The organism is Streptomyces marokkonensis (assembly GCF_008312835.1).
Classification (GTDB): Bacteria; Actinomycetota; Actinomycetes; order Streptomycetales; family Streptomycetaceae; genus Streptomyces; species Streptomyces marokkonensis_A.
Genome location: NZ_VSKS01000004.1, coordinates 236,143 through 260,935 on the forward strand (window position 1 = coordinate 236,143; position 24,793 = coordinate 260,935).

A 24,793-nucleotide genomic window follows, 5' to 3' on the forward strand; every position below is an offset into this window, starting at 1 on the left:
CCGTCAGCTCCCCGTCGGACGGACCAGCGTGGCCGCGGTGCGCAGCAGGATGCAGATGTCCTGCCACAGCGACCAGTCGTCGATGTACGCGTTGTCGAACCGGCAGCGGTCCTCGATCGAGGTGTCACCGCGCAGCCCGTGGATCTGCGCGAGCCCGGTGATGCCGGTGCGCATCCGGTGCCGGGCCGCGTAACCGGGATACGTCTGGCTGAACTGCGCGACGAAAAAAGGCCGTTCGGGCCGCGGGCCGACCAGGCTCATGTCGCCCCTGAGCACGTTCCACAGCTGGAGCAGCTCGTCGAGCGAGGTGCGCCGCAGCATGCGGCAGAACCGCCGCATCTCGTGCTCGTTGGCCACGCTCCACCGGGTCGCCGACTCGTGCTCGTCGACCGGGCGGTGGGTGCGGAACTTCAGCAGCGTGAACGGCTTCCCGTCGCGGCCGATGCGCTCCTGCCGGAACACCACGCCCGGCCCGTCACTCATCCGCAGCGTCATGGCGCACACCAGCAGCAGCGGGCTGACCAGCAGCAACAGCGTGCCCGACACCAGGATGTCGAGCATCCGCTTGCCGATGCCGCCGCCAGGCGCCGGGGCGAAGTCCAGCCGCCGGCAGGGGAACCCGGCCAGCCGTTCCCGCGTCGGGTACGGAGCGGCGTCGGCGTCGACCTCCCAGACGACGCAGCCCGACTCGGCCAGCGACCGCAGCAGCGGCCCCTGTTCGGCCCGGACCGAGGGGTGGACGGCGAGCACCGCGCGTACCCCGTTCTGGATGACCGCCCGCTCGACCTCCTCGTCCGTGCGCAGCACGGGCACGCCCTCACCGCCGTCCGCCTGGCCGGCGACGATCCCCACCGGCCGTACCCCGCACCGCGGGTGGCGCAGTACGGCGGCGGCGACGCGCTGCGCGGTCGCCGCCGGGCCGACGACGAGCGCGGCGTGCGGGTGCCGCAGCAGCGCGGCGCGCCGTCGCCCGTGCACGACCGCGCGCAGCACACAGCCCACCGCCACCTGCACGGCGAGCCCCGCGAGCACGGTCCCGGCGGACAGCGCGTCCTCCGGCCGGTGCGCCGCCCACAGCGCCGCGGTCGCCAGCCAGGCCACCGCGGCGCGCCCGCACACGGCGGGCAGTTCGTCCAGCAGTCCCGGCGTCAGCGGCCGCACGCCGCGCGGACGCAGCAGCAGCGACGCCCCGATCAGCAGTGCGACGAGCAGGGGGTCCGGCCGCGCGGAGGCGAGCACCGGCGCGGCGAGCAGGACGGCGGCACCGTCCGCGACGAGCAGCGGAACCGGAGAGTCCGGCCGTGCCGGGGGCCGCGAGGCGGGCAGCCGGGGGCCGTGGTCGGTGCCGCGCGGCGGCATGACGGAGACGGGCGAGAAGCCGTGGTCCCGTGGCGGTACGCCGGGGGAGGGCACGGTACGTTCGGCGGTCACGAGTGGATGGACTCCCTGTGCTCGGATGGCTCGACGTGCTGTGTCGTCCGGTCGGCCCCGGCGTCCTCGGCCGCCCGGTAGTCGCGCGCCCATGTCGCGGCCGGCCAGGTGCCGAGCAGATCGCGGTAGACGTCGGCGACCGCCCTCGCGGTGTGCCGCACGTCATGGAGGGACAGCACATGGCGGCGGCCCCGGTCGCCGAGGGACGTACGCAGCGGCGGGTCGAGCAGCAGCGCGGCGACCGCGCCCGCCAGGGCCCGCGGGTCCTCCGGCGGCACCACGCACGGGGCGGCGAAGGACCGCGGCAGGCTCTCGCGGGCGCCGTCGACGTCCGTCACCACCACGGGCCGCCCGCAGGCCATGGCCTCCAGCGGGGCCAGCGCCATGCCCTCCCAGCGGGACGGCAGGACGACGAGGTCGGCGGCCTGGTACCAGGGCGCGGCGTCCGCGACGGCCCCCGCGAACAGCACGGACCCGGGGGCGGCGGCGCGCAGCCGGTCGCGGTCCGGCCCGTCGCCGACCAGGACGAGACGGGCGTCGGGCACCTGGCGCAGCACGGCGTTCCAGGCCCGCAGCAGGACGTCCTGCCCCTTCTGCCGGCACAGCCGCCCCACGCACACGGCGAGCGGCGCCTGCGCGCGCAGACCGGCCAGCGGCGCGAGCCCGGCCCGCACGGTGTCCGCGGCGGCCGGGCGGAAGCGCTCGGGGTCGATGCCGTTGGGTACGACGGTCCACCGGCCGGTGATCCCGGCGTGCACGCCGGTGGCGCGTTCGGCCTCGCTCACGCACACCACCCGGGCGGCCCAGCGAGCGGCCCAGCGTTCCCAGCGCAGCGCGAGGGCCGCCGTCGGGCCGTCCACGGCCTCGAACGACCAGGCGTGCGGCTGGAACACGGTGGGGATCCGCCCGCGCACCGCGAGCCGCCCGGCGAGTCCGGCCTTCGCGCTGTGCGCGTGCAGCAGGTCGGGGCGCACCTCGTCGAGCAGCCCGGACAGCTGGCGCACCTCCCCGACCAGCGACGCACCCGGCGACCGGGTCGCCCGCCAGTGCCGTACGTGCGCGCCGAGCGACCGCAGATGGCCGGTGAGCGCGCTGTCCGGGCAGACCGCCGTGACGTCGAAGCCGTCCGCGAGCTGGGCCCGGACCAGGTCCGTCACGACCCGCGCGACCCCGCCGTCCACGGGCTGGGTGAGGTGCATGACCCGTGGCCGGCGGCCGGGCAGCGACACGTCCGTGGGCACGGCTTGCTCGCTCACGCAGTGGTTCGGGACGGCTGACAGCGCGTTCACCGGCGGGCGTCGACGGCGGCGAAGAGCACGCCCGCCCACGCGGCGTCCCGCTGGGACGTGAGCCGGACGGTGGCCAGGTCACCGGCGCGCGGCAGGCCCTGCCCGAGGTCGAACACGTCGGAGTCGTAGCCGAGGGTGTTGGCGTACGCCGGTACCCGGGCCGGGGCGCTCCCGGGGTCGGAGACGGTGGAGTTCAGCACGTCGTCGAGCGGGTTCGCCGCGTCGCCGAACGCGGCGGACGGACCGTCACCCGCGGCGAGGGTGAGGGAGTCACCCGTGGTGCCGGGGTCGCCGTTGTACGCCACCAGCCCCACCCGTCCCCCGGCACCCGCGGCGAACGGCATGTCGCGCAGCGCGACCTCCACGCCCGCGCGGGAGCCGAGCGGCTGGAAGCCGTCCCAGACCGACAGGTGCCGCAGCGGCTCCGCCGGGTTCTCGTACGCCACCACCAGCGTCCAGCCGCCCCAGGCGCCGGCCGCCGATCTGCCGCCGGCCACGTTGAGCTGCGCCACGGTGTACAGGCCCGGAACGCTGTCCCGCACCAGCCGCGTCACGTCCGCGGAGGCCTGGAAGGCGTCCGCGCCGTCCGCGACGCGGTGGCCCACGACGGTGTCCGCGAGCAGCTCCTTGTAGTCCCCGCCCGGTTCGGCGATCAGTACCCGCTCGTTGTCCGCGGCCGGCTTCTGCTCGCCCACGAGCAGGTTGCCGCCCCAGTACAGCCGGGCGTACGTCACGCGGGAGCCGGCGGGCAGCCGGACCTCCGCGCGGGAGGAGTTGTACGTGTTCGGGTCGCCGTCGACATCGACGTAGCCCATGTCGAAGCCGCCGTTCACCCCGGGCGCGCCCGCCTGAACTCCCCGGCACGAGGGCGCCTGGGCACGGCAGGTGGCGGAGGAGTTGGCCGCGCGCACGATGTTTCCGTGCTGGACCGCCCGGTACCGCTCGCCGAAGGCGAGGCTCTCGGCCTCCGGCGCGGGCGCGGCCGGCGCCGCGGCCGCCGCGCCGCAGGGCGCCCACATCGCGGCGAGGGCGAGGACGCCCACCGTCGTACGGCGAAGCAACTGACCCAGGGTTTGACGCATGACCGTCGGAGCCTTTCGGAACGGGTGGCGGCGGCAGGCAGCGGCGACGAGTGCGATGCGTCCGCCCATGAGGGTGCCTCGGAGGTTCGCAACTCTAGTCACCAAACGGACAAATTCGCCGAAATTCGGCGAAGGGTGGCAAGTGTGTTGGAATCGTGAAGTCGGGTTTGCGTCGCGACCGGCTCCGCGCATGGCCTGACCTGGCAGAACGCGCAAGAGAGTGAAGCGGCGGCGAACCGAAAGGCGTACGCCCGGTTGCGGGAGCCCGGAGGCCCTCTCACGGTGAGTTCAAGATCCGGAACCCCGCGAAAGGAACCTCCATGCGCGCTCTGCCGGCACGGCGTATCGCATTCGGCGCACTGTGCGCCGCCCTTCTGGCCGGAACCACCGGACCCGCCGCCATGGCGGCCGGCTCGGCCCCCGGACGCGACCGGGCGGCGTCGTCCGCCGAGCTGCTCACGCGGGCCGGCGAGGCCGGGGCGCACAAGAGTGAACTCGCCCCGGTCGTGGACCTGGTGAAGGCCGTGCTCGAGGCGGACGGCGGCCAGCTGCCACCCGACCGGGTCAGGGAACTCGGCGACGCCGCGAGGGCCGCCGTGGCCGGGGCGGACGACGACGGCCCGTCCACCACGATCAGCATGACGACGGTGACCACGACCACGGCCACGTCCCACACGAGCACGTCCGCGACGTCCGGCACGAGCACACCCGCCACGACCCCGGCCGTCGTCCCGCCCGCGACGGCCGCACCGGCCGTCGCGACCGGTGTGCTCCTGCCGGCGGCCGACACCGCCGACCCCGCGAGCGGCGCGCTGGACGCCGTGAGCGAGGCCCTCGACAACCTCATGGACCTGCTGCTGCCCGAGGACGACACCACGGCCGCCGGCCAGACGGCCGGTCAGGAGCCGTCGGCGGCCGACGACCTGCTGGCCCGGATGGACGACCTCATCGACGCGCTGACCGGCGCGGACGCCGAGGTGTCCACGCTGCCCGCACCGGCCGGGGCGACGACGCCGGCGTCCACCACGCCGGCCACGCCCCCCGCGCTCACCCCGCTCCTCCCGCCGACGTCGTGAACCTCGTTCGCAGCGGCATTCACCCCATCAGTCGTTCATGGATCTCATATGAGGACTCGGCAATCTTCGGCTTCCCGGTTTCCGCCCGGGCCGGGGATCGTTGAGCACGGCGACAGAATTCCCCTCCGGCGACCCGCGTTGCCGAAGAAAGGAACACGATGAAGTCCCTGAAGGCTGCCGCCGTCCTTGCCGGGTCCCTGATCGCCGCCGGTTTCGCCGCTCCCGCACACGCCGCGGACTCCACCGACCTGGCGTCCACCGGCCTCGACACCGGCCTGCGCACCGCGGTCCCCTTCGAGCTCATGCCGCTGCACGACTCGGACTCGCTCGTCGACTCCGAATCGGACTCGCTGCTCGGAACCACGAAGGAAGCGGCGGCCGTCGTGAACGAGGCCAAGCCGGTGCACGGCGATGTGGGTCTGCGCGCCTGAGAACCAGGCCCTGCGCATTCGGCCCCCGGTCCTTGCCGGGGGCCGAATCCTTTTGTGTGACCGTTTCCCGGAAACGGGAAGAGCCCCGGCGCGCGGGGCTGCCGGGGCTCTCGGGGGTACTACGACGGACGTCCGTAGCCGTAAGTCCCTGTAGTGCGTTACTTGTTCACGCAGACGTTGCCGACAGCCGGGTTGAGGAAGCCGACCACGTTCACGGTGTTGCCGCACACATTGACGGGCGCGTGGACCGGAACCTGGACCACATTGCCGGACACGACGCCGGGCGAGTGGACCGCCGCACCCTCGGCGCCGGAGTGAGCCGAGGCCATTCCGGCGCCGCTGAGCACCACGGCGCCCGTGCCGAGAGCCACGGTGGCCGCCTTCGCGATGCGAGACATCACGTTCTCCTTACTGGTCTGTTAAACGCGGCAGCATGAGCGGCCGCACTCCCCGCTCAACGCGGCGACACCGGGTCGGGTCACGGTGATTGTCCCGAGATCACTCTTTGATCCACCTTTGCGGTGAACGACGGCCTCGACCCGCCCGTGTCGTTCGTCCGTCCGGTGCACAGCGCAGGGCGCTGACCTGCCCCTTCACAAGAAACTTACGCAAATGGGCGTTTCGACTGTCAAAAGTCGCAAACGTCGCTTACGTTAGCAACCGTCAGTGACCGGTCCATTACGGACTGAGTCCGCTCAGGAACGGAGAGGTAATGCGCAAGTACCAGAAGGCTGCTGTCGTGATGGCCATGCTCGGCAGCGTCGGCTTCCTCGGCGCCGGCACCAGCTTCGCGGGTGACGGCCCGGAGTTCGAGCTCGACAACAAGCAGGCCAACGCCTGCTCGCAGGAGAACACGATCCAGGGCCTCGTCAACGTCAACGACGTCAACGTTCCGATCGCCGCGCTCCTGGGCCTCAACAACGTCGAGGACGAGACCACCAACGCCGTGAACTGCGCCAACGGCCTGTCGCTCGGCGGTAAGTGACCACCACCAGGTGATCAGGCAGGTCCCGGGGCCCGGATTCACATGTCCGGGCTCCGGGCCTGTCCGGCTCCATGGCTGTTTCGCACGGTCAGGACCGGCCGCCGTCCAGGCGCCGGAGGCGATCGTTGGGAGAAGAAAGATGATCAGGTCGAGAAGCATCGCGTCGGTGGCCGCGGGGGTCCTCGGGGGCCTCGCGCTGATCGGCGCCGGCGCCGTCCAGGCCTTCGGAGCCGAGGAGCCCGGCGGGTGTGTCGACGACGGCAGGGGCACGGTCCGCTGCGTGCAGGTGAGTGAGGAACGGATCACGGTCGACGAGGACGGGACGGTTCACCACTCCACCAATGGGTCCAAGCCGGTCTGCTCCACGTCGGCCGGCAAGATTTCCTGCACCAACGACGTGACCACGGCCCACAAGGAATCGACGCCTCGCCCTCGGCTCGTCGGTTATTAGGCTTATCGAATAGGTGCCTTATTGCGCCACGCGTGCCTATTCGGGGTAATTTCGCGGTTCGGCGTTTCGCCTACTGATTGCCGCAGTCAATTCGCCTAATCTTGGCGAATGTCAGAGGCCGGTCCATTGCGGACTGTGTCAACGCGAGAAATGGAGAGGTAATGCGCAAGTACCAGAAGGCCGCCGTCGTGATGGCCATGCTCGGCAGCGTCAGCTTCCTCGGTGCCGGCATCAGCCACGCCGGCGACGAGCCGAGCGCTGAACTCAACAACAAGCAGACCAACGCCTGCAAGCAGGAGAACACGACTCAGGGTCTCATCAACATCGACGACCTCAACCTCGCGCTGGCCATCCTGGGTCTCAACAACATCGAGGACTCCGACACCGACGCCGTGAGCTGCACCAACGGCCTCGCGCTCGGCGGCGAGTGATCACCTCTGCCAGGTGATCGGGCAGGCCCGGTGCCCGGATTCATCGTCCGGGCACCGGGCCTGCCCCGTTCGTAAGCATGACGACTCCGCCGACCGCGGGGTCGACCGTGAGGAAAAGGTCAATGATCAAGTCGAAGAAGTTCGTGGCGACGGCCGTCGGAATCCTGGGTGGTTTCGCTCTGATCGGCGCCGGCGCCGTCCAGGCCGTGGGTGCCGAGACTGCCGCCCAGTGCGCCTCCGACGGCAAGGGCAACACCCGCTGCGTGCAGCACGAGTACCAGGTCACCACCGACGAATACGGGAAGCTCCGCATCGACAACGAGTCGACGCAGAACTGCACCGGCTCGCACGGGATGTCCTGCGTGTCCACCCTGGTCGTTCCCGGCGAGAAGTCCTGACACCTTCGTCGGCCACGAACAAGGGGCCGGAACCCGTTATCGGGTTCCGGCCCCTTCGGTGTCTCCCGGCCGATGTCAGACCTGCGCGGGCACGCGGCCGGAGCAGGGGACTTCGACGGGAGTGCAGTACGGCAGGTCGTCGACGGGGCGGTCGGTGCAGAACCGGCCGATGAGGTCCGCGGACTCCTGTCTGCGCTCCACCGTGACCAGGTGGTCCGCCTCCTTGACGAGGGTGAACAGCGCTCCGGGCATCGTCGCGGCCAGCTCGCGGCCCATCTGCGGGGTGCACAGGGTGTCGTACTCCCCGGTGAACACCAGGGACGGCACCGTGGGGACCGGCAGGGGCCGGTAACAGCCGTGCGTCACCAGCCGGGTGTTGTGCTCGACCGCCTTCCTGATCTCGTCCGGCGTCTGGTTCACGAACTGCTGCTGGAGCAGCCGCGCCACGGCCGCGTGCCTGCGCACCTTGCCGGCCTCCGGGTTCGACATGAACAGCCGCACCAGTCCGTCGGCGGCCTGCTCGATGTCACCCCGCGCGAGCGTCTGCGACAACTGCGGCACGGCCTCGCTGTAGAGCCCGGGAAGGCGGATCGCCGCTCCGGCGAAGACGACGCGCCTGACGAACTCCGGATGGTGCTGCGCGAAGCGGAGGCCGACGACCTCGCCGAAGCACCCGCCGAACAGGTTCACCTCGCGCACACCGATCTCCGCCAGCATGTGCCGGACCGCGTCGGCGAGGAAATCGATGTCGTAACGGGCCGGGAGGAAGTCCGAGCTGCCGTAACCGGGAAGGTCGACGGTGATCAGCGTGCACAGCGGCGCCAGCCACTTCTCGTGGCCCTGCCAGGAGTACCGGTTCTGCGACGAGCCCCCGAGCAGCAGCAACGGAGCCGTCCGCGGCGCGCTCTGATGGACGATCCGGCAGGTGTACGCGAACCCCCCGAAGACGAGCCCCCGCTCCTCCACCTGCTCCGGCGCTGGGGGGAGGGGCCCGGAGCACCCCGCGCGGGGGGAGTCCTGGGCGGCGATGACGGCAGTGCGCATGAGCGGCTCCGGGAAGGGCGGAACGACGGAGAACCCTCCCATGATTACCAGGAAGCGCGCCATTCGGGCGTAATCACTCAATTGTGGGCGATCCCGAAGAATTGGCATGTCTGCGGGGGATGGCCGTGGGGCGGGTGGGGGCGAGGCGGGTGAGGACCGGGCCGCAGACGGCGAGGAGCATCACGTAGGCGGTGACCAGGGCCCCGAGGCGCTGATCCGCGGAACCGGCGAGGCCGATGATGACGACCGAGAACTCGCCGCGGGCGATGAGTGCCGTGCCCGCCCGCAGCCGTCCCCGCCGGCCGATACGGTCGCGGCCCCCTGCGTACCAGCCGGTGGCCAGCTTGGTCGCCGCGCCGACGACGGCCAGCGCGACGGCCGCCGGCAGCATGGGCACCAGGTCCGTGGGGTCGACGGACATGCCGAGGGCCAGGAAGAAGACGGCCGCGAACAGATCGCGCAGCGGGGCGAGGACGTCCCTGGCCCGCTCGGCCGCCTCGCCGGTCAGGGACAGTCCGATCAGGAAGGCCCCGACGGCGGCGGACACGTGGATCAGCTCGGCCAGGGCGGCGATGACCAGGGTGACGCCGAAGAGCCGCAGCAGCAGCTGCTCGGGGTCGGGAGGGGACAGGACCCGGCCGACGTGGTGCCCCCAGCGGTACGAGCCGGTGACCGCCCCGGCCACCGCCGTGATGGCCACCACGACGGCGAGCAGCGCCTGCCACCATGTGCCCCCGGCCGCCATGACGGCGAGCAGGGGGAGGAACCCGGCCATGGCGAAGTCCTCCACCACCAGCAGGGACAACACCGCCGGGGTCTCCCGGTTGCCGAGCCGGCGCAGGTCGCCGAGCAGCCGGGCGACGATCCCGGAGGAGGAGACGTAGGTGGCGCCGGCCAGTGCCATGGTCCCCACGGTGTCCAGGCCGAGCAGCCATCCCGCCGCCGCGCCGGGCGCGGCGTTGAGCACGAGATCCACGGCGGCGGAGGCGCGGTGGCGGCGAAGACCGGCGGTGAACTCCCGGACGGTGAACTCCAGGCCGAGGACCAGCAGCAGGAGGATCACGCCGATCGCGGCGCCCGTGTCGACGAACTCCCGGGCGGCCGGTACCGGAGCGATCCCGCCCTCGCCCAGGGCCAGTCCGGCCACCAGGTACAACGGCACGGGAGAGAGCGCGAAGCGCCGTGCCAGGGCGCCGAGCCCGCTGAGCGCGGCAAGGATGATCCCCAGCTCCAGCAGCAGGGCCGTCGGCGTGTGCACCGGTCAGTCCTGCACGATGTGCTGGAGGCCCGCGATGCCCTCCCGGGTGCCGACGACCACCAGGACGTCCCCGGGACGCAGGAGCTGGGCCGGCCCGGGCGAGGCGATGACCTCCTCGCCGCGCACCACGGCCACGATCGAGGCACCGGTGCGGGTCCGGGCGCGGGTGTCGCCCAGGACGCGGTCGGCGTACGGGCTGCCGGGATCGATCTGGATCTGCCCCGCGCTCAGGCCCGGCACCTCACGGGTCAGGTCGGCGAACCGTTCGGCGATGCGCGGGGCGCCGAGAATCTCCGCGACGGTGTCGGCCTCCTCGCTGGTGAACCGGAGTACCGGCCGGGCCTCGTCGGGATCCTCGGCCGTGTACACCATCAGCTCGAAATCCCCGGAGCGCCGCGCGACGATCCCCACACGGTCGCCGTCACGGTTGACGAACTCGTAGCGCAGGCCCACTCCGGGCAGCAGGACCTCGTTGACGTCCACCCGCATCATCCCCATCAGCTGTGCGTCGGTGCCGGCGCGGCCGCGGGCCCGGGCCGCCGCCATCGATCTTCGGCACACACCGTCGGCGACTGGAGTCCGGGTCCCTGGGTCCGGCGCCGGTTCAGAATCGGAGAGACCAGTGTGGCGACCGACGGGGCCGTCACGGAAAGGGCCGGAAGCCCCTGGGTGGCGACTGAACGGGCCTTCCCGCCCGGGTCGGGCGGCCGGACAGCGGCGCTGGTGTACGCCTCTGTCCAGGGGCCCCGACGCCGAGGATCAGTGGCACGAGTTGCTGATCCGCACGGCGATTCCGGAGGCCGGGACAGGCACGGTGATGGGGCATCCGGCCCTCACGCGCATCCGGCGGCGGTACGTTCGGGCGAACGGCCGCAGTCCGGCGATCTGCTGTTCCAGGGTGAGTTGGGCGGCGTCCTCGCCGGGCCGGTCATCCCCGGGCGTGCCGCGGTGCGCGCAAGGCCATGCCGCCCCGTCTTCGAGCCGGCGCCCGGCGCCGGCCGCCCCCCCCCCGGCAGAGCACTTCGGTACGCATGCGACACGGCCACCCGCGAAACGCCGGTGAAAGCCCTCCCTGAGGGGAGGACGGAGACTGGCGCCCCCGGCAGGACTCGAACCTGCGGCCAAGCGCTTAGAAGGCGCCTGCTCTATCCACTGAGCTACGGGGGCCGGTGTGGTGGCCTGTCGTCGCGGTGCCCGGGTCGGGCCTGTCCTTGACGTTGCCGGAGACAAGGATAGGGCTCCCGCATCCTTGCCCCTGTCGCCTCGCCTCCGTGGCTCGATGTGGAGGTTCGGTGAAGCGGTCCTGATAATCGCAGGCAGGTACGAATCGTGCATCGCTTTTGGCCTCTCGCGCACCGGGTGTTGTGCACTCGTTATGCCTGGGCTGTGCCCGCGCCTCGGTCGTCCCTTCCGTCCGTTGTGTTCTGTCGGCGCGCAGACATGCTCATATGCTTCAGAATTCCCCTAAAATTGGGCATTCTTCGCATGTGGTGACCTTGGACGTACGGCCTCAGCTGCTCGACGCACTCTCCGCCCTGCGCGACCGTGTCGCCGCCGCACGCTTCCCGCTGCCCCTGGCGGGGGCCGCACGCGCGCGTGCCAACCGCGACGAACTGCTCGCCCAGCTCGACGACTATCTGGTGCCCCGGCTGAGAGATCCCGAAGCCCCCCTGCTGGCCGTCGTCGGAGGGTCCACCGGGGCCGGGAAGTCCACTCTGGTGAACTCCCTCGTGGGCAGGCGGGTCAGCGAGGCGGGCGTGCTGCGGCCGACGACACGCACACCGGTGCTCGTCTGCCATCCGGAGGACCACCACTGGTTCAGCGGGATGAGGGTGCTGCCCGACCTCACGCGCGTGTGGGTACCCCACCACCAGGACCCGGCGGACGACCTGCTCCTCCCCGGCGAGGACCCCGCGCGGGTGCTCCGCGTCGAGACCACCGACACCCTGCCCCCCGGCCTCGCCCTCCTCGACGCACCCGACATCGACTCCCTCGTGTCCGACAACCGCGTCCTCGCCGCCGAGCTCATCAACGCCGCGGACATCTGGATCATGGTGACCACCGCCGCCCGCTACGCCGACGCCGTCCCCTGGCACATGCTGCGTACCGCCAAGGAGTACGCCGTCACCCTGGTGACCGTCCTCGACCGGGTGCCCCACCAGGTCGTCTCCGAGGTGTCGCGGCAGTACGGCGCCCTGCTCACCAAGGCCGGGCTCGGTCACGTACCCCGCTTCACCGTGCCCGAGCTGCCCGAGTCGGCCTGGGGCGGCGGCCTGCTGCCCGCCACCGCCGTGGCGGCGCTGCGCACCTGGCTCGTCCACCAGACGCTGGACCCCGCCGCCCGCCAGCACGTCATGGCCCGCACCGCGTACGGCGTCCTGGACTCCCTCAACGCCCGCCTGCCCGAACTCGCGGGGGCCGCCGCGGCCCAGTACGCCGCCGCCCTGCGGCTCACCGCCGCCATCGAGAGCGCGTACGACAGTGAGCACTCGCGCGTGCGGGGCCGGCTCCAGGCGGGGGCCGTGCTCGCCGGGGACGCGCTCAAGCGGTGGCGTGCCTTCCCCCTGGACTGCACCCCGGGCGAACTCCTCGACACCCTGGTGGAGAGTCTCAGCGCCCTGCTGCTGTGCGCCGTCGCCGCCGCCGACGAGCGCGTCGACGACGCCTGGCGGCGCGAACCGGCGGCGGACGCCCCCGAACTCACCGCCCGCGCCGCCGCCCCGGAGAGCGCCGAACACCGCATCGGGCTGGCCGTACGGCGCTGGCGGCGCGAGCTCGAGGAGTACGCCGAGGACGAGGTGCGGGAGCTGGACCGCGGCCTCGCGCCCGACCCCGAGACGGTCGCCGCGCTGGTCGCCACGGCGCTCCTGGGCGGCCGCCGGGCCCGGACCGCCGGAGAGGGGCTCGCCGAGCGGATCGGCGCGCACGGCGCGCTGCGGCTCCGTGACCGCGGGGGACGGCTGCTCGTGGAGCACGTGGACCGCGTCATGCACGCCGAACGCGAGCGCCGGCTCGCCCCGCTCGACGCGCTCGAGGTGCACGCGGAGCCCCAGCCCGAACTCATCGCCGCGTTGTCCGTACTGCAGAAGGAGAGGTGATCGTGTGACCGCCGTCACGGACCAGGACCACACCGAGCACCCTGAGCGTCCCGAACATCCCGAACAGCCGGAGCGCTCCGCCCGTGACGCCGAAGGCTCCCCCCGCGGGGACGCGAGTCCCTGGGACGACGGGCTGATCGCGCGGCGCGTGAACGGGGGCACCGAGGAGGAGCAGTACCGCGTGACGGAGCCCCGGGCCTCCACGGCGCAGAAGGTGACGCCCCTGACGTACGGCCCGCAGCTGGGGACGCGGCTCGACGCGCTGCGCGAGCTGGTGGGCCTGTCCCGCGCCCGGCTCGACAACCGGACCCTAGCCCAGGCGGGCCGGGTGCTCGACGAGGCCGCCGCGCGGCGCGGACTCTCCGGACAGCACACCGTCGTCGCCATCGCGGGCGCCACCGGCAGCGGCAAGTCGCAGCTGTTCAACGCGCTGGCCGGGGTGCCCATCTCGGAGACCGGCGTACGCCGGCCGACCACCGCCGCGCCCATCGCGTGCAGCTGGAGCGACGGCGCGGCGAGCCTCATCGAACGCCTCGGCATCCCGCCCCGGCTCAGACGGCGCCCCCTCCAGGCGACGGCGGACGCGGACGAACGGCTGCGCGGGCTCGTCCTGGTCGACCTGCCCGACCACGACTCGGCGGCCGTGCAGCACCGCGAGCAGGTGGACCGTGTCCTCGGACTGGTCGACGCGGTCATCTGGGTCGTCGACCCCGAGAAGTACGCCGACGCCATGCTGCACGAGCGCTATCTGCGGCCCATGGCGGCCCACGCGGAGGTCATGTTCGTCGTCCTCAACCAGATCGACCGGCTGCCCGGGGACGCCGCCGAGCAGGTCCTGGACGACCTGCGGCGGCTGCTCGACGAGGACGGCATCGTCCTCGGCGAGTACGGCGAACCCGGTACGGCGGTGCTGGCACTGTCCGCGCTCACCGGTGACGGGGTCGGCGAACTGCGCGAGGCGCTCGGCCGGTTCGTGGCCGAACGCGGCGCCCCGGCCCGCCGGATCTCCGCCGACCTGGACATCGCCGCGGCCCGGTTGTGGCCCGTGTACGCCACCCGCCGCCGCACCGGGCTCAGCGAGGAGGCGCGCGAGGAGTTCTCCGACCGGCTCGCGGACGCCGTGGGCGCCACGGCGGCGGGCGAGGCGGCCGAACGCGCGTGGCTGCGCAACGCCAACCGCGCGTGCGGCACGCCCTGGCTGCGGCTGTGGCGCTGGTGCCGGCAGCGGGGCGAGCCGTCCACCGGCAGGGTCGCCCTGCGCGGGCAGCCCGACGAGGAGGTCACCGCCCGCCAGCGCGTGGAGCAGGCGGTGCGCACCGTGGCCGACCGGGCCTCGGCCGGACTGCCGGCGCCGTGGGCCCAGGCGGTGCGGGAGGCGGCCGTACGCGGCTCCCAGGGGCTGCCCGAGGCGCTGGACGAGCTGGCCGTACGCGCCGGACTGCCCCCGGGCCGGCCGCCGCGGCCCGGCTGGTGGCCGGTTGCCGTGTTCGCCCAGGTCTCGATGACGGCCCTTCAGTTCGTGGGCGGAATCTGGCTGCTGGGGCAGATCATCGGGGTCATGGCGCCGAACCTGGGCGTGCCGGTGCTGCTGATGGTGATCGGCATCGTCGGCGGGCCGCTCATCGAGTGGAGCTGCCGCATGGCCGCCCGGGGGCCGGCCCGGCGGTACGGGCTGGAGGCGGAGAGACGGCTGCGGGACGCGGCCGCGGGGTGCGGGCGGGCCCGCGTGCTGGATCCGGTGGCGTCGGAGCTGCTGCGGTACCGGGAGGTACGGGAGCAGTACGGGCGGGTCGTGGGGGTGGGGACCGGGGGGAGCTGACGCCCGGCCCGTGGCGGAGTCCTTCGTCCGGGTGGCGGATTTCTCCACAGGTCCTCGGTGGTCCACAGCGCTCGGCGGGCCCGGCCCGGCGGAGGCAGTCTGGCTCCACGGCGATCGCGGGACGTCCCGCGGCCGCCGCGCCAGACGGCAGCCGTACGGGACGGGCCCGTACGCGTGTCCGCCCGTCGCCGGCACGGATGACGGCGGGTCCGGGCGAGGGAGGGAAACGCGATGAACGAGACGATGCTGTGCGTGGTGGGGCGCGTGGCGACGCGGCCGGTGTACCGGGAGACCGCCTCCGGCCCCGCGGCGAGGTTCAGGGTCGCGGTCACCGCCCGGTACTGGGACCGGGAGAAGAGCGCCTGGGCGGACGGCCACACCAACTTCTTCACGGTGTGGGCCAACCGGCAGCTCGCCACCAACGCCGCGGCGTCCCTGTCGGTGGGTGAACCGGTGATCGTCCAGGGCCGGTTGAAGGTGCGCACGGAGGCACGGGAGGGGCAGCCGGGCTGGATGTCGGCGGACATCGACGCGGTGGCGATCGGCCACGACCTCGCGCGGGGCACGACCGCCTTCCGCCGCGCGCCGCGACCGGAACAGCCGGCCTCACCCGATCATCCGGAACCCAACTGGGAGACCACGCCCGGCAATTCACCGCCGTCGGGCGAGCAGAACACGCAACGGCCGCCGGAGCACGTTGCTGTGACGTGACGTCAGTGATTCGGGCTCGGCATCGCCCGCCGACCGAAGTGAGGCTTATCGGCAGATGCGTACCGAATCCATCCGGGTGGATTTGTCGATAAGCCCCGCTCGAAAAGGCTCCGGCGATAACGATTCCGAGTCGGATCAGTCCTCCGATGCGATCATCGGCAAGCGCTGTCCGCCGTCTCCTTAGGATGCCGGGCATGGCTCCTGGGTGTTCTCGGGGCCGGAGATTCTGCTGGTGGGACCGCCCCCCACGTCAACGGGTCCTGCTCGGAAGGGAAATCGGTGTCTGTTTCGTTCTCCGCGCGGTCCGCGCGCGGACGTGGGTCGGCCCGCCTCGCCGCGGGAACGCTGGTGTCCGCACTGGTCGCCACCACCGTGCTGGCCGGTGCCGGGACGGCCGCCGCCGACGACGGAACGGCAGCCGGACACAGTGGCGCCGCGGCGACCATCACCGGACTGAAGACCTACGGCGGGGCCGTCATACACGGCGCCGCCGGTGACCAGCAGGTGTCGGCGGGACTGTTCGAGATGTCCGTCGAGGGCGGCGGCATGCTGCAGACGTACTGCGTCGACGTCCACACGCCCACGCAGAAGGACGCGAAGTACCACGAGACCGCCTGGAGCGGGACCTCGCTGGGCACCAACAAGGACGCCGGCCGCATCCGCTGGATCCTGCAGAACTCCTACCCCCAGGTGAACGACCTCGCGGCGCTCGCGAAGAAGGCGGGCGTCCGCGGCCAGCTCACCGAACAGGACGCCGCGGCCGGCACCCAGGTGGCCATCTGGCGCCACTCCGACGACGTGGACGTGGACGCCGTCGACCCCCAGGCCGAGCAGCTCGCCGACTACCTGCAGAAGAACGCCCGCAACCAGCCGGAACCGAGGGCCTCGCTGACCCTGGACCCGCCTGCCGTCTCCGGCCGTCCGGGCGAGCGGATCGGCCCGGTGACCGTGCGTACGGACGCGCGTAGCGTGACGGTGCTGCCGCCCGCGGACGCCGCCACGGGCGGGGTGCGGATCGTGGACAGGAAGGGCGAGCCCGTCACCACCGCCGCCGACGGCGGCCAGCTCTACTTCGAGGTGCCCGAGGACGAGGCGGCGGACACCGTGGAGCTCACCGCGCAGGCCTCGACCACGGTGCCGGTCGGCCGCGCCTTCGTCTCGGACAGCCGGAGCCAGACGCAGATCCTGGCCGGGTCCAGCGAGTCCACCGTCTCGGCGACGGCGAGCGCCACCTGGGCGCTGGAAGGCGCGATACCCGCGCTGTCCGCACGCGAGAACTGCGCCAAGGGCGGAGTGGACGTCACCGTCACCAACCAGGACGACGAGCCGTTCACCTTCGAACTCGCGGGTGCGGAGTACACCGTCGCGGGCGGCGCGTTCCGGACGGTGACGGTTCCGCTGAGCGAGGACCGGCCGTACGACTTCACGGTCAAGGGTCCGGGCGGCTTCGAGCAGCGGTTCACCGGCATGCTCGACTGCCTGACCCGGGCCGCCGAGATCAGCACCACCACCCACACCCTCACCGGCCCGAGCCCCACGCCCGTCGCCGGCACCCCGACCGACACCAACCTCGCCGAGACCGGCGCCGCCGACGTCACTCCGTGGATCGCCGGCACCGCCGTCGCCCTGGTCGTCCTCGGCGGAGCCGGCCTGGTCCTCACCCGCCGCAGGCAGACCCCGCCGGGCAACTGAGGACCGCCGACGAACCGGGTCAGGCGGCGCGTCCGGCCGTGCCGCCTCCACCGGCGCTCACTCCGCCGTGCGGGGCCCGCGCGCCGCGGCCGTCGGTCTCGAACGTCCCGTCCCGCAGCTCGAAGCGCTGAGGGGCCGAACAGCCGATCGACGGGGTGATCAACAGGCTCACGGCGACGGGCGCGGGGTCGGTGCTCGCCGTCGAGAACTCGCAGACCGCGCCCCGCCCGGTGACGGGAAACCAGAACCAGCCGTCCACCGCGCCGACCCGTACCTCGTCCGACGGCACGAACCGGCCGTTCTCCCGGACGGAGGCTTCCAGACGGACGGAGGCCATCAGGGGGTCGGCGGTGGAACGAATCGCGGTCAGGGTGAACCTGACGCCCCCCGAGTCCAGGACCGAGGAGGCGATCTGCCTGCTCTCGGCGGCCCGCCCGCCGTCCGTCCGCCCGTCGTGGGCTCCGGCCTCGGTACCTCCGGCCTCGGTACCTCCGGCAGGGACGGTCAGCAGGGCGGCGGTCGCCGCGGCGGCGACGAGCACCGCACCGCCGCGCACCAGCGCGGCCACGCGTATCGGCATGATTCCTCCCTCGTGCTCATGCGTCTCCTTGACGCACGAGTGCCTCCTTTTCCTTCCACCCGACAACGGTGAAACCGCACGAATCACCCGTCCGCGCGCGCAGCGTCACCCGCTCGTACCGTCGATGTGCGGTCGCGGGACCGGGCCCTATGCGTCTCCGCGTCAGGGGGCGGTACGGCAATGTCGGGTGTCGGGGGGGAGGGAGGGGAGCGGCTGCTGCCGTGATGTGGCCGAACCCGTCGTGGGCGCTCCGCTGGCTTCGCCGTCGGTGTGTGGGGCGACGGCGGACGGGAGGCGAGCCGGACAAGGAGCGAGTGCGGGCAAACGGAACGATGAGGACGCCCGGCATAGGATTCTTCGCATGCACGATCCGATGACGGCTGCTGTGCTTACCGGCCACGGAGGCCTGGACAAGCTGGAGATCCGCCGCGACTGGCCGGTACCCGTTCCAGAACCGCATCAGGTGCAGGTCCGGGTCACGGCCGCGGCGGTGAACAACACGGACATCTGGACGCGGGAGGGGGCCTACGGCAGCCCCGGCGATCCGAAGAACGCCGTGTCCGGGTGGCTGGGGACCGTCGACTGCCCTCGGATCCAGGGTGGCGACATCGCGGGCGTGGTCAGCGCCCTCGGCCCGGGAGTCCCGCCGGACATACTGGGACGGCGAGTCCTGGTCGACCCCGGGCTCTACCGTGACGGCAGTGCCGACAAGCCGCCCGTGGGATTCTTGGGCAGCGAGGCCGATGGCGGCTTCGCCGAGTTCGTCGTCGTCGACGCCGATCACGTGCACGATATGACCGACAGTCCCCTGACGGACGAACAGTTGGCGTGTCTGCCCGTCGCTTACGGCACTGCCACCGGGATACTCGACCGCGCCGGGTTGCGCTCCGGGGAACGGCTGCTGGTCACCGGCGCCTCCGGAGGCGTGGGACTGGCTCTCGTTCAGCTGGCGTCCGCACGAGGCGCCGAGGTGGTGGCCGTCACGAGCGCGGACAACGCTGAGGCAGTACGGGAATCCGGAGCCGCGCACGTCCTCCTGCGGGATGCGGAGGATCTGGCCGCGCAGGTGAGGGCCCTCGCCCCGGACGGCCTGGACGCGGTGGCGGATGTCGTCGGCGGGCCGCTCATCGGTACGCTGATGCCTATGGTGCGGGACGACGGCCGCTGGGTGATCGCGGGGGCCGTGGCCGGCAGGGTCGTAGAGTTCGATCTTCGCCGACTCTATCTGCATAACATCACGCTCATCGGGTCCTCGATGCACACACGGGCGCACTTTGCTGCTCTGGCCGAGGCGGCACGGGCAGGTGTTCTGGCACCTCGCATCGCCGCGCGCTTTCCGCTGACCCGTCTGCATGACGCACAGCGAGCCTTTGCCAAGACCCGCCACGCCGGGAAGATCGTCGTCAACATGACCGAAGTGAGCGACGCCCCCGTCGAAAGGCGTACCGACCAGGGCACGGGCTGACGTGCGGTCCGACGGCTACGCGCGGTCGCACTTGGGTTCGGTGATACTGCGGTACAGCAGCGGAGTGCAGCACCCCCAGCAACCGGCCCTGACCGGCAACCGCCCAGGGCGCCCGAGGCAGACCGACTGTGACAGTCGGGTCCGAGTCGCCAGGGGTGTACGCGGGGAACTCCCATCCCGTCCACCGCCGCGCCCGCTCCACGAGGTGTGGGTCGACGGCGGACGGGATGGAAGCTGGGGATGGTGGTGGGTCGAGGAGGTGAAGAAATGCGAATTCTTCTCGCTCGGCCGAACCAGTCAGATGGACTTCCCGCAAAGCGATTTTGGTCAGGCTGCTTTTCCGCCGATCAGACCCAGTAGTGCGCCGAATCCGGATTTCACTATCCAGTTGCACAATTCGAGAACGTCCTTCGTTCCCTCGCTTGGGTGATCTTGCAGGACGACCAGCAGAATGTACACTGCCAGAGCTGGCATGGTCACGGCGAGAATTCCAAGAAAGGCATACTTAAACACCGGAGTGACAGTCTTGGCCGACACTTCTAGAGCGTCGATTTGAGGCATCGAAACGCTATTCATGGCGCTATGCCCTTACGGTGGTGCCATCCCTGCCGCTAGCCGATGCATCAGTGTCGCGATTTTCCGCTTCTTTCACGACTGCTTCGCGGACTTGGCCTACTGCCGGCTTGTGGTTGAAATCTACAGATTTGGCGCCATCAGGCGTCTGAATGATGAGGGTGTGCCTATTTGGTCGACCGAATATTGAGGCAAGGATCTCCCTGACCGTGCTCATCTCATAACCTCTGCACTAAGACAATCGCTCCCTTCCTGACCTGGCTCCGGCTGGCAAACTCCGCACCTTGGCGTCGCAGGGGGTCACCCCCACCGGGGCCCTGAAGTGTCGACGCACCCGCAGCCGTGGCTGACTGTCGTCGGCTGAGGCACAGACGCCCCACTGAAGTGTCGGCCCACCTGCTCTGCTATTGCTGTGACGCGCCGGGTTGGCGGTCATGGTGGTTTGAAGTGGGGTGACGTCCGATCCGACCGCTGGAGGTGTGCGGCCGAGCCTGTCCGTGTGCGCAGACTGGCCGACCAAGTGGGCAGAAGCTACAGCAGATCGTGCGCTCACCTACATGGCGCAAGGTGAGGGGCGTCGAGTTGCCCAATCTAGCCAGAGCATTAACCATGATGTTGACATCTCGTCGCACCGGGCCGACGGGGAATATCCGATCCGCCGAATCCGAAGGAGAGCGCATGTCTCCCATTTTCGCCACTGCGCGGCTTACAGATGGTCGAGCGCAAGTCTGGTTCGCGAGCAACGGGCACCTCTTCACGAATTGGGCAAAAGGGCTCGCACCTACGGATGATTGGTCAGGGTGGTCGCGGTTCCAGCAGCCGCCCGGAACCCTGCTGGCCATGGAGAGCGTCACCATTGGAGACGGCCGCCCCCAACTGTGGGCTGTGACCGACCAAGGTCTTTTCGCTTGCTGGAAGGCAAGTAGCAGCCCGAAGGAGGCCAGCGCGCAGTGGACGAACTGGGACAAGCTCCCGTCTCCACCCACTTCCTGACGAGCCGCTCAAGTCCGACAGGGCGCGGGTGCCAGCCGGATTTCTGTCGGTACTGAGGCGACCGAGCCAAACGCCGTAGTCCAACAGCACGGCGAGAACTGGAGATGACCTCGCCGCCGACGGACCATTACCGTTAAACGGCTGTGACGGCAGTACTGACGGCGGACGGCGGTGGTCATCGGCGGTCGGTCACGGCGTGACACCAGCCGAGTGGAGTGCGCCGCAGGGCGGTGCCCGCGTCTTCTAAGCGCCTGTGCCGCGGCAGGCGCGAGCCCGATGGGATCAGGCGCGGTGTGGCCGTCAGCATGCTCGTCCGAACCGCTGACCAAAGTGATGCTCCGGCAACGGTCCGCTATCGCGACTTGGCCAGTCAGGTCCCGTAGCCGGTCCGCCGCAGTTCAGCGTGGCAACCATGCGCAGAGAAATTCAGCTTCCCAAGCTGAGAGCGCGAGTTCGACCTCGTCACCCGCCTCAAGGGGGCCTAGGTGTTCTGTCCCGGGAGGTTGTGGACGGGTGAGCCAGGTCTCGGCTGAGGGATCTTGAACAGGTGAGGGCCTTCCGGTTCGGTGTGGATTGCGACGTCTACACCTGACCGAAAGGCCCTCGTGCCCCACCGTAATGCACCGCTGACCGAGACCGGACGGCTGCGCCTGGCCCGCTGCGTGGTCGAGGACGGCTGGCCCCTTCGACGAGCCGCGGAACGCTTCCAGGTCTCGTCGACCACGGCCCAGCGCTGGGCCGACCGCTACCGGCAGTCCGGCGAAGCCGGCATGCGCGACCGCTCCTCCCGTCCGCGCACGAGCCCGCGCCGGACCCCGACCCGCACCGAGCGCCGGATCATCGAGGTGCGCGTCCTGCGCCGCTGGGGACCGGCCCGTATCGCGCACCTGCTGCGGCTGGTGCCCTCGACCGTGCACCGGGTGCTGACCCGCTACGGCCTGGCCCGCCTCACCCACCTGGACCGGGCAACCGGCCGCGTCATACGCCGCTACGAACGTGAACGCCCCGGCGAACTGGTCCACGTGGACATCAAGAAGCTCGGCAACATCCCCGACGGCGGCGGCCACAAGGTGCTGGGCCGACGGTGACAGGCGACGTGCGGGTGCCGTCCGTGAAAGTGCAGGTCGGGACGCCTGGACCGTATGCGTTTCCGCGCAGGGGTGGCGGTACGGCAAGATGGGGTGTATCTGCCCACTGCCTGATTTCAAGCTGCCGGACGGTTTCTCTTGGCTGAGTTCATTTACACCATGCGCAAGGCGCGCAAAGCGCACGGCGACAAGGTGATCCTCGACGACGTCACCCTGAGCTTCCTGCCGGGGGCGAAGATCGGTGTCGTCGGTCCGAACGGTGCCGGTAAGTCGACCGTTCTGAAGATCATGGCGGGCCTGGAGCAGCCGTCGAACGGTGACGCCTTCCTCACCCCCGGTTACACCGTGGGCATCCTGCTCCAGGAGCCCCCGCTGAACGAGGACAAGACCGTCCTGGAGAACGTCCAGGAGGGTGTCGCCGAGGTCAAGGGCAAGCTCGACCGGTTCAACGAGATCGCCGAGCAGATGGCGACCGAGTACACCGACGAGCTCATGGACGAGATGGGCAAGCTGCAGGAGCAGCTCGACCACGCGAACGCCTGGGACCTCGACGCGCAGCTCGAGCAGGCGATGGACGCCCTCGGCTGCCCGCCCGGCGACTGGCCGGTCGCCAACCTCTCCGGTGGCGAGAAGCGCCGGGTGGCGCTGTGCAAGCTGCTCCTGGAGGCGCCCGACCTGCTGCTGCTCGACGAGCCCACCAACCACCTCGACGCCGAGTCGGTGAACTGGCTGGAGCAGCACCTCGCCAAGTACGAGGGCACCGTCGTGGCCGTCACCCACGACCGGTACTTCCTGGACAACGTCGCCGGGTGGATCTGCGAGGTCGACCGCGGCCGGCTGCACGGCTACGAGGGCAACTACTCCAAGTACCTGGAGACCAAGGCCGCCCGCCTCAAGGTCGAGGGTGCCAAGGACGCCAAGCGGCAGAAGCGGCTCAAGGAAGAGCTCGAGTGGGTGCGGTCCAACGCCAAGGGGCGGCAGGCCAAGTCCAAGGCGCGTCTCGCCCGGTACGAGGAGATGGCCGCCGAGGCCGACAAGATGCGGAAGCTGGACTTCGAGGAGATCCAGATCCCGCCGGGCCCGCGCCTGGGCAGCGTCGTCGTCGAGGTCAACAACCTCAGCAAGGGGTTCGGGGAGAAGCTCCTCATCGACGACCTGTCGTTCACGCTGCCGCGCAACGGGATCGTCGGCATCATCGGGCCGAACGGCGCCGGCAAGACGACGCTGTTCAAGATGATCCAGGGGATCGAGGAGCCGGACTCCGGTTCCATCAAGGTCGGCGAGACCGTCAAGATCTCCTACGTCGACCAGAGCCGCGAGAACATCGACCCGAAGAAGACCCTGTGGGCGGTCGTCTCCGACGAGCTGGACTACATCAACGTCGGCCAGGTCGAGATGCCCTCGCGGGCCTACGTCTCCGCCTTCGGGTTCAAGGGACCGGACCAGCAGAAGCCGGCCGGCGTGCTCTCCGGCGGTGAGCGCAACCGGCTGAACCTCGCGCTCACCCTCAAGCAGGGCGGCAACCTGCTGCTCCTCGACGAGCCGACCAACGACCTCGACGTCGAGACGCTCAGCAGCCTGGAGAACGCCCTCCTCGAGTTCCCCGGGTGCGCCGTGGTCGTCTCCCACGACCGGTGGTTCCTGGACCGCGTCGCCACGCACATCCTCGCCTACGAGGGCGACTCCAAGTGGTTCTGGTTCGAGGGCAACTTCGAGTCGTACGAGAAGAACAAGATCGAGCGGCTGGGGCCGGACGCGGCGCGCCCGCACCGTGCCACCTACAAGAAGCTGACCCGGGGCTGATCTCTTGCGGCACATCTACCGCTGCCCGCTGCGCTGGGCGGACATGGACGCGTACGGCCACGTCAACAACGTGGTGTTCCTCCGCTACCTGGAGGAAGCACGCATCGACTTCCTGTTCCGCCCGGAGAAGGACTTCAAGCAGGGGTCCGTGGTGGCGCGGCACGAGATCGACTACAAGCGGCAGCTCGTCCACCGGCACACGCCCGTGGACATCGAGCTGTGGATCACGGAGATAAGGGCGGCGTCCTTCACCATCACCTACGAGGTGAAGGACGGCGACGACCAGATCTACGTCCGCGCCTCGACGGTCATCGTGCCGTTCGACTTCGAGACGCAGCGTCCGCGCCGGATCACCGAGGAGGAACGCGAGTTCCTCCAGGAGTACATGGACGAGGCCGTGGACAAGAAGAAGGAGGAGGCCGTCGCCGCATGACGGCGCTCCACCTCGCCGACGAGGGGGAGGCCGCGGGTCTCGCGGCCTTCCTCTCCCGGCTGCTGCACTACGACCGTTCCGCCGCGGTGCGCCTGCAGGCGGCCGGTACGGCTCTGGCCGTCTTCGGCCGTCCGCCCTCCTTCGAGGTGCTCGCGATCCGCGCCGTACGGCTGGCGAAGCCGTACGAAAACGGGCTCGACGTCACGCTCGACGTGACCGTGTCCGCGGGTGAGCTGCTGGAGTCGGTGGACGAGTCCGCCGCCACGGCGGCCGTACCCGGTGCGGTGACCGGACCGCCGTGGGCCGGTGTGCTGCCGCCGCGCGGCGGCTGGCGGGCCGAACCGGGGCTGCCGGCACCCCAGGAACTGCGGGGGCTCGTCGCCGTGTCGGTCGCGGAGTTCCGTTCCCGCACGGAGGCACTGGCGCCCGAGCGGCGTACCCGCGCCGAACTCGACCGGGTCGGGCGGGAGATCTGGTCCCGCACGGTCGCGGAGACCGGCCTTCCGGTGCGCGCGGTGCACGCCGCGCAGTCGCTGGGGTTCCTGCGGGGCGCCGAGCAGACCCTGCTCTCCTCGGGGTCCTGGCTCCGGCTGCGTACGCCCTACGGCTCGGTCGCCGTGCGCCGGGCGGGGCTCGGGGCGCTGGGCCTCAGCGTGCGCTGA

Annotated in this window: 23 protein-coding genes, 1 tRNA gene and 1 pseudogene; 15 read left to right on the top strand and 10 right to left on the bottom strand. The window is 71.0% G+C overall.

Annotated elements, in window-relative coordinates; translation table 11 throughout:
• Positions 1–3: 3 nt before the first annotated feature.
• From F1615_RS09460 to F1615_RS09470, 3 genes are all read right to left on the bottom strand, one after another.
• Complete coding sequence (locus F1615_RS09460; RefSeq protein ID WP_149548437.1) at positions 4–1,431, bottom strand: exopolysaccharide biosynthesis polyprenyl glycosylphosphotransferase; 1,428 nt, start codon at positions 1,429–1,431, stop codon at positions 4–6.
• Positions 1,428–2,630, bottom strand: a complete 1,203-nt coding sequence (locus tag F1615_RS09465) for a glycosyltransferase (protein ID WP_149548611.1) — start codon at positions 2,628–2,630, stop codon at positions 1,428–1,430. The genes F1615_RS09460 and F1615_RS09465 overlap by 4 nt, the downstream gene beginning before the upstream one ends.
• 86 nt (positions 2,631–2,716) lie before the next feature.
• Entirely contained in the window at positions 2,717–3,802 is a 1,086-nt protein-coding gene (locus tag F1615_RS09470) for a DUF3344 domain-containing protein (RefSeq protein WP_149548438.1), read from the bottom strand.
• Between the two features lie 320 nt (positions 3,803–4,122).
• Between F1615_RS09470 and F1615_RS09475 the strand changes: the two genes are divergently transcribed.
• A complete protein-coding gene (locus F1615_RS09475; protein ID WP_149548439.1) occupies positions 4,123–4,878 on the top strand; it encodes a hypothetical protein in 756 nt (251 codons plus the stop codon).
• Positions 4,879–5,036: 158 nt separating this feature from the next.
• The gene (locus F1615_RS09480; RefSeq protein ID WP_149548440.1) at positions 5,037–5,309 is read left to right on the top strand and encodes a hypothetical protein; all 273 of its coding nucleotides are present in this window, start codon (positions 5,037–5,039) and stop codon (positions 5,307–5,309) included.
• Between the two features lie 158 nt (positions 5,310–5,467).
• Here the strand turns inward: F1615_RS09480 and F1615_RS09485 are convergent, their stop codons facing one another.
• Positions 5,468–5,707, bottom strand: coding sequence for a chaplin (locus F1615_RS09485; RefSeq protein ID WP_149548441.1), 240 nt, complete (start codon positions 5,705–5,707; stop codon positions 5,468–5,470).
• Positions 5,708–6,021: 314 nt separating this feature from the next.
• On the opposite strand from F1615_RS09485, the gene F1615_RS09490 reads away from it, so the two are divergent.
• From F1615_RS09490 to F1615_RS09505, 4 genes are all read left to right on the top strand, one after another.
• A complete protein-coding gene (locus F1615_RS09490) occupies positions 6,022–6,294 on the top strand; it encodes a hypothetical protein (RefSeq protein WP_149548442.1) in 273 nt (90 codons plus the stop codon).
• A 139-nt stretch (positions 6,295–6,433) separates the two neighbouring features.
• Positions 6,434–6,745 carry a hypothetical protein gene (locus tag F1615_RS09495; RefSeq protein ID WP_149548443.1) on the top strand — a complete coding sequence of 104 codons (312 nt, stop codon included), beginning with the start codon at positions 6,434–6,436 and terminating at the stop codon, positions 6,743–6,745.
• 161 nt (positions 6,746–6,906) lie between these two features.
• Positions 6,907–7,176: a hypothetical protein gene (locus F1615_RS09500; RefSeq protein ID WP_149548444.1), complete on the top strand. Its 270-nt coding sequence runs from the start codon at positions 6,907–6,909 to the stop codon at positions 7,174–7,176.
• A 122-nt stretch (positions 7,177–7,298) separates the two neighbouring features.
• A complete protein-coding gene (locus F1615_RS09505; protein WP_149548445.1) occupies positions 7,299–7,574 on the top strand; it encodes a hypothetical protein in 276 nt (91 codons plus the stop codon).
• Positions 7,575–7,649: 75 nt separating this feature from the next.
• On the opposite strand, the gene F1615_RS09510 is transcribed toward F1615_RS09505, so the two are convergent.
• From F1615_RS09510 to F1615_RS09525, 4 genes are all read right to left on the bottom strand, one after another.
• The gene (locus F1615_RS09510) at positions 7,650–8,618 is read right to left on the bottom strand and encodes an alpha/beta fold hydrolase (RefSeq protein WP_244328678.1); all 969 of its coding nucleotides are present in this window, start codon (positions 8,616–8,618) and stop codon (positions 7,650–7,652) included.
• Positions 8,619–8,691: 73 nt separating this feature from the next.
• On the bottom strand, positions 8,692–9,876 hold the full coding sequence (locus F1615_RS09515; RefSeq protein ID WP_149548447.1) for a cation:proton antiporter: 1,185 nt from the start codon (positions 9,874–9,876) through the stop codon (positions 8,692–8,694).
• A 3-nt stretch (positions 9,877–9,879) separates the two neighbouring features.
• The gene (locus F1615_RS09520) at positions 9,880–10,422 is read right to left on the bottom strand and encodes a cation:proton antiporter regulatory subunit (protein ID WP_244328679.1); all 543 of its coding nucleotides are present in this window, start codon (positions 10,420–10,422) and stop codon (positions 9,880–9,882) included.
• A gap of 545 nt (positions 10,423–10,967) precedes the next feature.
• Positions 10,968–11,043 (bottom strand) — tRNA-Arg (locus tag F1615_RS09525).
• 320 nt (positions 11,044–11,363) lie between these two features.
• Here F1615_RS09525 and F1615_RS09530 point away from each other — a divergent pair.
• The 4 genes from F1615_RS09530 to F1615_RS09545 all read left to right on the top strand — a co-directional run bounded on the left by F1615_RS09530 (position 11,364) and on the right by F1615_RS09545 (position 17,196).
• Positions 11,364–12,974: a dynamin family protein gene (locus F1615_RS09530; RefSeq protein WP_149548448.1), complete on the top strand. Its 1,611-nt coding sequence runs from the start codon at positions 11,364–11,366 to the stop codon at positions 12,972–12,974.
• A 4-nt stretch (positions 12,975–12,978) separates the two neighbouring features.
• The gene (locus F1615_RS09535; RefSeq protein WP_149548449.1) at positions 12,979–14,793 is read left to right on the top strand and encodes a YfjP family GTPase; all 1,815 of its coding nucleotides are present in this window, start codon (positions 12,979–12,981) and stop codon (positions 14,791–14,793) included.
• Between the two features lie 231 nt (positions 14,794–15,024).
• The gene (locus F1615_RS09540) at positions 15,025–15,504 is read left to right on the top strand and encodes a single-stranded DNA-binding protein (RefSeq protein WP_149548450.1); all 480 of its coding nucleotides are present in this window, start codon (positions 15,025–15,027) and stop codon (positions 15,502–15,504) included.
• Between the two features lie 279 nt (positions 15,505–15,783).
• Entirely contained in the window at positions 15,784–17,196 is a 1,413-nt protein-coding gene (locus F1615_RS09545) for a Cys-Gln thioester bond-forming surface protein (RefSeq protein WP_149548451.1), read from the top strand.
• Between the two features lie 19 nt (positions 17,197–17,215).
• Here F1615_RS09545 and F1615_RS09550 read toward each other — a convergent pair whose 3' ends face one another.
• On the bottom strand, positions 17,216–17,776 hold the full coding sequence (locus tag F1615_RS09550; protein WP_208818279.1) for a hypothetical protein: 561 nt from the start codon (positions 17,774–17,776) through the stop codon (positions 17,216–17,218).
• Positions 17,777–18,137: 361 nt separating this feature from the next.
• On the opposite strand from F1615_RS09550, the gene F1615_RS09555 reads away from it, so the two are divergent.
• A complete protein-coding gene (locus F1615_RS09555) occupies positions 18,138–19,241 on the top strand; it encodes a zinc-binding dehydrogenase (protein WP_208818280.1) in 1,104 nt (367 codons plus the stop codon).
• A gap of 327 nt (positions 19,242–19,568) precedes the next feature.
• Here F1615_RS09555 and F1615_RS09560 read toward each other — a convergent pair whose 3' ends face one another.
• Positions 19,569–19,778, bottom strand: a complete 210-nt coding sequence (locus tag F1615_RS09560) for a hypothetical protein (RefSeq protein WP_149548452.1) — start codon at positions 19,776–19,778, stop codon at positions 19,569–19,571.
• Between the two features lie 1,634 nt (positions 19,779–21,412).
• Here F1615_RS09560 and F1615_RS09565 point away from each other — a divergent pair.
• From F1615_RS09565 to F1615_RS09580, 4 genes and pseudogenes are all read left to right on the top strand, one after another.
• Positions 21,413–21,889, top strand: a pseudogene (locus F1615_RS09565) (helix-turn-helix domain-containing protein); the annotation flags it as partial.
• 144 nt (positions 21,890–22,033) lie between these two features.
• Positions 22,034–23,698: an energy-dependent translational throttle protein EttA gene (gene ettA / locus F1615_RS09570; protein WP_149548453.1), complete on the top strand. Its 1,665-nt coding sequence runs from the start codon at positions 22,034–22,036 to the stop codon at positions 23,696–23,698.
• A 4-nt stretch (positions 23,699–23,702) separates the two neighbouring features.
• Positions 23,703–24,131: an acyl-CoA thioesterase gene (locus F1615_RS09575; protein WP_149548454.1), complete on the top strand. Its 429-nt coding sequence runs from the start codon at positions 23,703–23,705 to the stop codon at positions 24,129–24,131.
• Positions 24,128–24,793 (top strand): hypothetical protein, encoded by a 666-nt coding sequence (locus F1615_RS09580; protein WP_149548455.1) that lies wholly within the window; start codon positions 24,128–24,130, stop codon positions 24,791–24,793. The genes F1615_RS09575 and F1615_RS09580 overlap by 4 nt, the downstream gene beginning before the upstream one ends.